Origin of the sequence: Paenibacillus sp. NRS-1782, assembly GCF_050467685.1 — a bacterium.
GTDB classification, from domain to species: Bacteria; Bacillota; Bacilli; order Paenibacillales; family Paenibacillaceae; genus Paenibacillus; species Paenibacillus terrae_A.
On sequence record NZ_JBITPH010000014.1, the window covers coordinates 198521 to 210377 of the forward strand.

Below are 11857 nucleotides of genomic sequence, written 5' to 3' on the forward strand. Positions count from 1 at the left end.
GCGGAATTTGTCGGATGATATCAGGCGGAATTTGTTACATTTATGTTAATGGCATGTAAAGGTAAAATTGTTGTAGCACAAAGCTTTTTAGCTTTATTGCAAATCATAATCATTTTGATTTTACAAAATTCCTGAAAATCTGAAAACTGGTTTTGAATCTAATTAACAGATCATGATCAGCAGGCAATGAATGCTTAAAGTGAAATTGTTGCTTTTAAAGACTGGGAATAGATAGCATAATATGGATTTTGTTTTATTTTTATAAACTCTATCAATTTAGTTCTTTTGTCCCATGTCAAGAGGTTTTAAAGTTTGTATATTTAAAAATAGTTAGAAAGTGTTGGAAGAAAAAAAGAGATATAAGGATTTAATGTAAAATTCTGAACTGTGTAGAGGATGGAGGAATTCATATGACGATTCGGTCACAATCTTGGTTTGTGAAAACCGCGGCTCATCCGGCTGAGAAGCTCCAGCTATTTTGCTTCCCTTATGCTGGTGGCGGTGCTTCCATATTCAGCTCCTGGAAGTCTAGACTTGCGCCTGACATTACTGTGTTGCCTGTACAGCTTCCGGGACGTGAAAGTCGCTCCACAGAAGCCCCGATGGATACCATTCAGGACATCGTGCAATCGCTGCTTCCTGCTATGGCTCCATACGTACATAAGCCGTTTGCTTTCTTTGGACACAGTATGGGAGCATTGATTGCTTTTGAAGCAGCACGGCAACTGTATAGCAAAACCGGAAAACTGCCAGTCCACATCATCGCATCCGGTAAATCCGCACCACATCGTCCGTATTCAAAAAAACAACTCCATGATTTAGCAGATCAACCTTTCACCGAAGAGCTTCGTTTGATGCAGGGAACACCCGAAGAAGTTCTGCAAAATGCAGATTTAATGCAAATTATTATGCCTCGTCTGCGCGCGGATTTTAAGGTGTGCGAAACGTATGTTTATCAGCAGGGAGGACCCTTGGCCTGTCCGATGACCATTTTGGGCGGCATGAAGGATCATGAGGTGAGCACTGATTCACTACATGCCTGGCAGCAGCACACTACATCGCCGATTGATGTGCGAATGTTCGAAGGCAATCACTTTTTCATTCATGAACAAGAGCAAGAAGTTATAAGCACAGTCGTGAATATTTTGTCCGCATCTTCAGCTACCCTACAACCACGATTCAGACAGAGTTAAAAGTCCCACACATCATGATACACCACGCGATACACAACATGATTAACATTTCGACAACCACTCGACAATCAACCTACCACCATGATGCAATGCTCAGCATAATTCAAGAATGATTTCATTCCGTGTAAATACTCATACATCCAGAGCCAGAGTTTATCTCACCATGCCCAATGCAACTTCAGGATTTTGCAAAATCCTCACTAAAAAAGTTCGCACTGCGAAAGTGTGAGCAACGAAAAAGAGGGATGTCCTTGTTTCGAACAAATTCTGCTTTTCGAAGACTCGCGCGTTATGTAAGACCGTACAATCTATGGGTTTTCATAACAGTCCTCGCCTCCTTATGTTTGGCAGCCATAGACATTATTTTGGGTAAGGCCATCGAGCAAATGGTTGCGGGGACCTTCTCCTCCACCCAGAACATGATCTATCTAGTTGTTGGTATGACGCTAATTGGAATGCCCTGTAAGTTTGTGATGAGGTACGCTTCGGCGCGATTTAGCGTTAGCGCACTGCGCGATTTGAGAGGCGACCTCGTACATAAGTTTTGCGATTTACCAGTTTCCAGAGTGGAGAGGAAGTTCACTGGAGATTTGGTATCCCGGCTTACGAACAATACGGCGATGTTACAGAATTTTTTTATCGAGCAGTTTGCCAATCTGTTTTATTTACCGCTTGTGTTTACGGCATCACTAGCGTTGCTTTTAATGACAAGCTGGAAGCTGGTCTTGGCCAGTCTCGCGCTTTTGCCTGTAGGTATGATCATAACAACACTGATGAGCAGGCCGATTGAAAAATACTCCGAGCAGCTTCAGGAGAAAATGGCTCATTTGAACGCGGTCGGACAGGATGCAATTGGAGGAATTCCTATCGTCAAGGCCTTCAATATGCAGGCTGTGTTGTTGAAGAAGTATATGGTGATTATGGAGGAGGTCGTCAGGCGCGGATTGGGGCTGGAAAAGCGCTATGCGTCTATTACTCCGGTAGGTGTGATGATGCTGGCAACACCAATTATTTTGATCATTGCGTACGGAGGATACCTGATTCAACAAGGAGAACTGAATGCTGGAGGCATCGTTCTATTTTTATATCTGATTTCGTTCATATTGCAGCCTGTTTCCATGCTGCCGATAATCATCACGCAAATGAAGGAAGCCGGGGGAGCGGCGAAGCATTTGTTTGAGGTACTGGATTGGCGGGATGAACGTCAAGGTGGTGAAATCACCTCGGTCGATGAGAATCGAGGGGATGAGGGCCTACGTTTTGAGGACGATGCAGATAGGAAAGCCAACCAAGCCAGTAATGCTAGTAAAAGCGAGACAGACAGAGCAGAAGGCGACGATGACGCTGCTGTGGTCAGGCTTGACCATTTGACCTTTGGCTACGATGAAGGGAACACTGTGCTCAAGGATATCAGCTTCCAGGTAGGACAAGGAGAAACGGTAGCGATTGTCGGCGGCAGCGGTGGTGGCAAAAGTACGATTTTTAAGCTGCTTTGCGGATTTAATGAACCGGGTGAGCATGCTGGAACCGTTCAACTATTTGGAAAGAGTTTAACAGATTGGAATTTAACAAGCCTGCGCAGCCACATTTCGATGGTATCTCAGGAGCCGTCGCTTTTTCCGGCCACGATTGCAGAAAATATCGGATATGGACGTCTGGAGGCGACCCGTGAAGAAATTGTCGAGGCGGCGAAAGCAGCGCATGCACATGATTTTATTGTTCAGCTTCCCGAGGGCTATGAAACCCTTTTGAGCGAGCGGGGAGGCGGATTGTCTGGTGGACAAAAGCAGCGCATTTCCATAGCAAGAGCATTGTTGAAAAATGCTCCGCTGCTTCTACTGGATGAGCCAACTTCAGCGCTTGATAGCCAGTCGGAGGCTCAGGTGCAGATCGCGATGAATGCGGCAATGCATAATCGGACGGTACTGGTGATTGCTCATCGACTGTCAACCGTGCGTCAGGCGAACCGGATTATTGTGCTTGATCAGGGGAGCGTGGTGGAATCGGGCACGCATGAGGAATTACTGGGTCGCAACGGTGAATATCGAAAGCTGTATTTGCAAAATTTCGAAGAAGAACCGCATACGATGGCAAACGGCAATTCGATGACAGAGGAAAGGAGTGAGAAACGTGACCTTCAAGCAGGGGTTTTATGAGTTTAAGCAGTTGATGTCCCTGATGAAGCCGCACCGAAAATGGTATTTTATCGGGTTGATTGGCAACAGTCTGACCAATGCGAGCGTCACGATTTTACTTTCCTTCGTGGTGCATTATTTGCTGAATTTTGCGGTTGATGGGAAAGTGGAGGGGCTTTACCAGGCGATTTATTTGGTCAGCGGTACATTTTTGGCACTAAGTCTTATTGCTCCGCTGTGCAGCTACATGTATAAGCGGTGTGTGAAACTGGCGATTGCCAATGTACGGGTGAGACTATTCGGGCATATCGTCAAGCTATCCTATGAAAAGGTCGAAAAACGCCATTCTGGTGATCTTGTATCCCGCATGACGAACGATGTAAAGACGTTGGAGCAGGCTTACACCGTTCATATTCGCTCGATTATACTGGAAGTTTCGCTTTTCTTTGGTTCGCTGGTCATTATGCTGGTGCTGGATTGGCGGTTTGGGGTTATGGCGGTTTTACTTGGGCTGGCTTCAGCTTGGGTAAATTCTCATTTCGCGAAGAAGATGCGACAGACGAGTGAGGAATTACAGGGACGGATGAGCGGATTCACAGAACGATTGAGTGATCTGCTTTCTGGTTTGCAGACGGTGAAGCTGTTTGGATTGCGGACCAAGGTAGGCGGACTTTGTAACGATGCAAGCGAGGACATAAACCGCATCAGCATTCGGCAGGGACGTCATATGGGCTTGCAGGATATGTATAATTTTGTGATTGAATTTATTACGCTGGGTGGTGTGCTTGTCACCGGACTGATTCTGGTTTTACAGAAGCAGATGGAGCTGGGAGTCCTGGGACAGATTGTGCAATTGCAAGGCGGCATTTCCACGGTGTTTTTGCAGTTGGGGGCGGCTGTATCGCTGTTGCAAAACTCCTTGGCGGGCTTGGCGCGTATCCGCGAAATTCTGGATGAGTCGAAGGAAGAGGAGCATTTTCCAGCGTTGAAACAGGAGGGACTGCAGGCTGGGCTGATCGGTCCGGAGGAGGCAGCTTTATCAGCTCGTGAGCTTGAGGGATCTCATAGTGATGTCGAAACTGCGAGCTCAGGCCACGTCATTGAACAAGTTTCGGCTGCATTGGAGCTGCATGACATCACCTTCGGTTATCAACCGGACCACCCAACGCTGCGAAGACTGAACCTGATTGTGCCGGAAGGGCAGGTCACCGCGCTCGTCGGCCCAAGTGGTGGTGGTAAAAGCACAGTCATGAAGCTATTGCTAGGCTTTTATCCACCGGATGAGGGTGTGCTGCGGGTCCGTGGTCGCTCGGCAGGAGAGCTTCGGTTAGATGAGGTCAGGGATTTGATGGCCTATGTACCACAGGAGGCTACGTTGTTCCACGGTACAGTAGCCGATAATATCCGCTTTGGCTCACCGGATGCCACGGATGAGGAAGTAGAGGCTGCGGCCAAAACAGCCTATGCGAGCGGCTTCATAGCCGAGCTGCCAGAGGGTTACGACACCATTGTCGGTGAACGCGGAGCCAACTTGTCCGGTGGTCAAAGACAGCGGCTCGCGATTGCCCGCGCTTTGCTCAAAAATGCACCGATTTTGCTGCTGGATGAAGCGACCTCGGCGCTGGATTCAGAATCGGAATATGAAGTCCAGCAGGGCTTAAATGAGCTGATGAAGGATCGTACAACATTAGTCATTGCCCATCGATTGTCTACGATTGAGCGGGCGGATACGATCTGTGTTCTTGCCGATGGCGAACTGAAAGAACAGGGTACCCATGACCAGCTCCTTGCCAAGGGCGGTCATTATGCGAAGCTGTATGAGCTTCAGTTTCGAAAGCATCCCGAGGAACAAACCGCATAAATATGCGAGGTTACTTTTTAACAATATCTATTTTGCGAGGAGAGAGACATATGACTCAGCACGATATTCAATTATTTGCATTAAGCCAGCCACAGCAACGTATTTGGTATACGGAGCTTTTGTATCCCAATCGCAACACGTCCACGCTTATTACAACGGTTAAAATCAAAGGAACTGTTCGCATAGATGCATTGCAGCAGGCGATGAATCAGGTAATTGCACAAAACGATTCCTTTCGCATTAAAATCACTGCTCAGGATGGTATTCCGTATCAATATGTAGAGCCATTTGCTGCACAAAGCATAGAAACGCTCCAGGTTAGCCCGGCGGAAGCCGAACAACTAGTAAACCGTCTTAATTCCCAGCCCTTTTTATTGCTGGATTCACAGCTCTACCAATTGGTAATTTTGCAGTTGGGGGCAGAAGAAACCTGGTACAATTTCACAATGCACCATATTATTTCAGATGGTGTGTCCATGAATCAGGCTATTAATGAAATTACGACGCATTACATGGATATTGTCCATGGTACAGGTCAGGCTACACCGACCAAAGCGAATCCATATCTGGATTTCATTCAGGTGGAGCAAAGCTATGAGCAATCTGACCGTTACCAGAAGGACAAGACATATTGGACGGAAAAGTTTGCCGATTTGCCAGAGACGACCGGTTTAAAATCATACAATCCGCTAACGCTGAGCACAGCTGCACGCCGGGAGAGCTATACACTGGAGCCTGAATTGTATCGTGGTGTCACGGTTTTTTGCGAGGAGCATAAAATCAGTATTTTTACGTTCTTCCTGGCCGCTCTGTATATTTATTTACATAAAGTGACGGGGGAACAGGATTTAACCGTAGGTACCTTGTACGCTAACCGTACGTCGAAGAAGGAGAAGGATACGGTCGGTATGTTCGTCAGCACCGTGGCTACGCGTTTGCTGGTTGAGCCGGAATCCGAGCTGCTGACCTTCCTGCAAGGTGTGGGCAAGGAGCAGTCGTCCATTTTGCGGCATCAGCGTTACCCGTACAACAAAATTATTCAGGATTTGCGTGAACAGCAAAGCAGTCTGGATATTCAGCGCCTCTTTGGTGTTTCAATTCAGTATCGTACGCTGAGCTTCTCCCGTTTTGATGAATCGGTTCAGCAGGTGGATACCGATTTCTGTGGAGATACGGTGAATGACTTTGATATTCATATGGTAGAAATGCTGGATGATGATAAGTTTATAATGCATCTGGATTATCGTACCGATCTGTTCAGCGAACAGGAGATTGCCCGAATTATCCGCCAATTCCTGAGTGTGGCTGAGCATATGGTGAAAGGTCCGCAGAAGCGTATACAGGAGTTGTCACTGATTAGTGACGAGGAGCGGACGCAAATTGTGGATGTATTCAATGCTACAGCAGTGCCATATCCACATGATGCAGGGATTCATGAACTGTTCGAGCAACAGGCAGAGCGTATGCCGGATCAGACTGCGGTTGTGTTTGGAAACCGTCGTCTAACCTATGGGCAGCTGAATGAACAGGCCAACCGACTGGCTCACACGCTGCGCGGTTACGGTGTTACTGTTGAACGAACGGTTGGTATCGTCGCTGAGCGTTCCACAGATATGATCGTCGGCATGTTGGCAATCCTCAAGGCGGGCGGCGCATATGTGCCAATTGACCCGGATTATCCGGCAGAGCGTGTACGCTACCTGCTGGAGGATTCAGGCGCGAAGCTACTGCTGGTGCAGCATGCGGAGCAGCAGCCAGATGACTACAGCGGAATTGTGCTGGATCTGAGCGATGCTACTGTATACGGGGCAGAGGCTGCCCAAGGCTTAAATACTGTACAATCGGAGCAAAACGAGGTTAATCATGCGGATTATACCCATTATACAAATTTGAAAAATGAGATTTCACAAGCGGGTACATTCGGGGATCGACTCGCCTATTTGATGTACACATCAGGAACTACTGGGCAACCCAAAGGGGTCATGGTAGAGCACCGTAACGTCGTACGTCTGGTGAAAAATACAAACTATGCGCAACTGGATGCTGACACACGCATTTTGCAGACCGGGGCTGTTGTCTTCGACGCGTCCACCTTCGAAATTTGGGGTGCGCTATTGAACGGCGGACAGCTGGTGCTGGTGAGTCAGGATGTCATTCTGGACGCGCCGAAGCTCAAGGAAGCTGTTCGCAGCCATGGCATTACCACGATGTGGCTGACAGCGCCGCTCTTTAATCAGCTGTCCCAGCAGGATCTGGAACTGTTTGAGGGGGTACGGGAGCTGCTGGTCGGCGGTGATGTGCTGTCCGTCCCGCATATTAACCGGGTGTTGGAGGCCCATCCATCTCTTCGGATCATCAATGGCTACGGTCCGACGGAAAATACAACCTTTTCCGCGACACATGCGATTACCAGCGTGCAAGCAGAATCGGTGCCGATTGGCAGCCCGATCCATAACTCGACGGCGTATGTCGTGGATCGTTCGATGCAGCTCCAGCCTGTCGGGGCATGGGGAGAGCTGATTGTCGGCGGTGACGGGGTGGCACGTGGATACCGGAATCGCCCGGACCTGACGGCAGAAAAGTTCATCGACAGTCCGTTCCGCAGCGGAGAACGCTGCTATCGGACAGGCGACCTGGTGCGCTGGAATGTGGACGGGACGCTGGAATACAAGGGACGGATCGACGCCCAGGTGAAAATCCGGGGCTACCGGATCGAGCTGGGCGAGGTGGAAGCGCAGCTGTTAAAGCTGGAAGCGGTGCGAGAAGCGGTCGTGATTGCACGTGAGGATGAGCAGGGTCAAAAGCAGCTCTGTGCTTATGTGGTGACCCATGAGGATGTAACGGCAAGTGAGTTGCGCAGCGCTTTGAGCCAGGAGCTGCCAGGCTACATGGTGCCGTCGTATTTTGTACAGCTGGAGCAATTGCCACTCACGCCTAACGGCAAGGTGGATCGCCGGGTGTTGCCACAGCCGGAGGGAAGTGTGGATTCTGGTGAGGATTATGTAGCAGCGCGAACAGATGTGGAGCGGACGTTGGTATCGGTATGGCAATCTGTACTAGGCATCGAGCATATCGGTGTACTGGATAACTTTTTCCATCTGGGAGGCGACTCGATCAAGGCCATTCAGGTGTCTTCGAGACTGCTGCAAAACGGCTATAAACTGGAAATGAGGGAACTATTCCAATATCCGACCATTGCTGAGTTGAATGGACGGGTACAGCAGGTGAGCCGCGTCTCAGACCAAGGGGAAGTCACGGGTACGGTAGCGTTGACGCCGATTCAGCATTGGTTTATTGAGCAGCAGCCAGGCAAGCCAGAGCACTATAATCAGGCGTTGATGCTGCACCGTGAGGATCGTATGGACGAAACGGCGCTTCGTCAGGCGCTGCAACGTATTGTTGAGCATCATGATGCTTTGCGTATCGTTTTCCGCCAGAATGCAGTCGGCGGGTATGAAGCATGGAACCGCGGCGTACAAGCAGGTGAGCTTTACAGTCTCGAAGTCGTAGATTTTACGAACGAGCCTGATTTTGCTCATGTGCTGGAAGCCAAAGCCAATGAAATTCAAAGCAGCATCTGTTTGGATGAAGGTCCTCTGGTGAAGCTGGGTCTGTTCCGTTGCTCTGATGGAGATCATTTGCTGGTAGCGATCCACCATTTTGTGGTCGATGGAGTGTCTTGGCGTATTTTGCTGGAGGATTTGGCAACTGGATATGAGCAGGCCTTACAGGGCGAGCCTGTCCGTTTGCCGAATAAGACGGATTCCTTCCGCCTGTGGGCTGATCAGCTGTCAGCTTATGCGAACAGCGCAGCCTTGCTGAAGGAACGTGCGTACTGGGAAGGGCTGGAGCAAGCTGGGGCCACTCAAGCAGCTTTGCCCAAGGACTACACTCGCAAATCCGAGGCCAAGCCTTGTCTCTGCGATGACCGCACACTCACGGTAGCGTGGACAGTTGAAGAAACAGAACAATTTTTGAAGCAGGCACACCGTGCCTACAATACGGAAGCGAACGATCTGTTGCTGACGGCTTTGGGAACCGCGGTTCACGAGTGGGCAGGCATCAGTCAGGTGCTTGTGAATCTGGAGGGTCACGGACGGGAAGCTATTTTGCCAGACGTGGATATTACACGTACAGTCGGTTGGTTTACCAGCCAATTCCCAGTTGTGCTGGAAATGGGCGAGGATCGGAATGTGGGACGACGTGTCAAGGACGTCAAGGAAGGGCTGCGCCGTTTGCCGCATAAAGGAATTGGATACGGTATTTTGAGATATCTTTCTGCTGAAGAAGAAGGGGAAGCAGCTTTTGCCGTCGAGCCGGAAATTAGCTTTAACTATCTCGGACAATTCGATCAGGATTTGAAAAATAACGCATTCCGTATGTCACCTTATTCCCTTGGGGCTTCCATTAGTGACACGTTGACCAAGCGGTATGCCCTTGATATTAACGGTATGATCACGGACGGTGTGCTGGAGCTGACGATCAGCTACAGCAGCAAAACGTTCATGAAAAAATCAATCAAAAAACTAGCTGATTTGCTTCAGGAAAGCATGCGCCAGGTATTAGCTCATTGTGTGGACAAAGAGCTGCCAGAGCTGACACCAAGCGATCTGTCCTTCCAGGGACTAACGGCTGGAGAACTGGAGCACATTGTAGAGCAAACCGCTGCTGCGGGTGAGCTGGAAAATGTTTATTCGCTAACGCCGATGCAAAAGGGAATCCTGTTCCACGGCTTGATGGAGCCGCAATCCGGCGCGTATTTTGAGCAGGCAACATTTGATCTGCAGGGCAGCTTTCAAGTGGATGCTTTTTCCGAAAGCCTGAATCTGCTGGTGAATCGCCATCAAATTTTCAGAACGAATTTTTATAGCGGCTGGAATGAGCAGCCTTTGCAGGTAGTGTATCGTCATAAAGCTGCCGGATTCCGTTTTGAAGACGTGCGTTCGATGGATCGAGGAGAACTGGACGCATATGTTGCTGATTTTGCTGAGCGGGACAAAGCGGAAGGGTTTCATTTCAGCTCAGGCGAGCTGATGAGAGTTTCTATATTACGTACGGGCGAGGAGTCTTACCGTTTTGTGTGGAGCTTCCATCATATTTTGATGGACGGCTGGTGCTTGTTCCTGGTTGTCGGGGAAGCCTTCAAAACGTATTTTTCTTTGCTCGAAAACCGAAAGCCAGAGCTTGCTCCGGTAACGCCATATAGCGAATATATTGAATGGCTGGAACGGCAGGATAACGCGGAAGCAGAACGGTTCTGGAGTGACTATTTTGCCGGCTTTGAACAACAGACGGTGTTGCCGCAAGCGAAGCAGCTGGACAGTTACGCCAAAGGATATGAGGCTGACAAGCTTTCGTTTATACTGAGCCGTGAAGTGACGGAGCGGATGAACAAGCTGGTCAAGCAGCAGCAGGTGACGGTCAATACGCTGCTGCAAGCGGCATGGGGTGTTGTGCTGCAACGATATAACAATAATCGGGATGTTGTATTTGGTAGTGTTGTATCCGGTAGATCAGCGGATATTCCGGGCATCGATAAAATGATCGGGTTGTTCATTAATACGGTTCCTGTACGGATTCACAGCGGGGAAGATGTTACGTTCGCTGGGTTGATGAAGCAGACACAGGAACAGGCGCTTGCTTCCCGTGCCTATGAAACCTATCCGTTGTATGAAATTCAGGCCCTGACAGAGCAGAAGCAGGATTTGGTAAACCATATTATGGTGTTCGAAAACTATCCGGTGGAACAGAGCATGGAGCAAATGGGTAGTCATGACACGAACGGCTTTACCATTGCGAATGCTTCCGTGTCGGAGCAAACAAACTATGATTTCAACATTACCATTGTGCCGGGTGATGAAATCGGTGTTCATTTGGAGTACAACACGCTGGTATTTGAACGCGCAGCTATAGAGCAAATCCGCGAGCATTTGGTGCATATCGTAGAGGAAGCGATTAACAGACCGAATGCGCTGGTAGATGAGCTTGAGCTGGTGACTGCTGAGGAAAAAGCGAAGATCATCGACGGTTTTGGTTCAGTTGGCGTGTATGCGTGGAGTGATGCGAAGGAAGTCGAAGGGTTGTTCCACGCCTATGTGGAGGAACAGGCGCAGCTTGTGCCGGATCACGTGGCGGTTGTGTACGAGGAGAAGCAGCTTACGTACCACGAGTTGAACGAGCGTGCGAACCAATTGGCTCGTAGATTGCGAAATGAAGGCATTGGACGCGAGTCGATTGTCGGCATCTTGAGCGAACGCTCGGTAGACATGCTGGTCGGCGTACTGGCGGTATGGAAGGCAGGAGGCGCGTATGTGCCGCTGGATGCAGACTATCCGTCAGAACGTATTCGTTTCATGCTGGAGGACAGCGGTGCGACGGTACTATTGACTCAAACAGGCTTGCAGGAGCGTGCGCAGGGATGGCTGGAGGAAAACAAAGCAACATCCGAACCAGCAACAGGACTGCGTCTGCATACCGTACTGGCGTTGGACGATGAGTCGCTGTACACCGGGGATACTGCGGATATCGAGCATATCAACGAGCCGCAGGATCTGGCGTATGTGATCTACACCTCCGGAACAACGGGACGTCCGAAGGGAGTCATGATCGAGCATCGCAGCTTAGTAAATACGGCTGCGGCATATCGACGGGATTACCGTCTGAACCAA

Annotated in this window: 4 protein-coding genes; all 4 read left to right on the top strand. The window is 49.4% G+C overall.

Annotated features, from left to right (window positions below; genetic code table 11):
- Nucleotides 1-410 precede the first annotated feature (410 nt).
- Entirely contained in the window at nucleotides 411-1193 is a 783-nt protein-coding gene (locus ACIFQM_RS05960; RefSeq protein ID WP_430039073.1) for a thioesterase II family protein, read from the top strand.
- Nucleotides 1194-1444: 251 nt separating this feature from the next.
- On the top strand, nucleotides 1445-3349 hold the full coding sequence (locus ACIFQM_RS05965) for an ABC transporter ATP-binding protein (protein WP_430046438.1): 1905 nt from the start codon (nucleotides 1445-1447) through the stop codon (nucleotides 3347-3349).
- Nucleotides 3324-5189, top strand: coding sequence for an ABC transporter ATP-binding protein (locus ACIFQM_RS05970; RefSeq protein ID WP_430039069.1), 1866 nt, complete (start codon nucleotides 3324-3326; stop codon nucleotides 5187-5189). The genes ACIFQM_RS05965 and ACIFQM_RS05970 overlap by 26 nt, the downstream gene beginning before the upstream one ends.
- Before the next feature lie 50 nt (nucleotides 5190-5239).
- On the top strand, nucleotides 5240-11857 hold a 6618-nt coding region (locus ACIFQM_RS05975; RefSeq protein WP_430065145.1), incomplete at its 3' end, for an amino acid adenylation domain-containing protein.

Excerpts from the sequence above, each read along its gene's own strand:
- ACIFQM_RS05960 (WP_430039073.1), top strand. The coding sequence starts at position 411 with ATGACGATTCGGTCACAATCTTGGTTTGTGAAAACCGCGGCTCATCCG.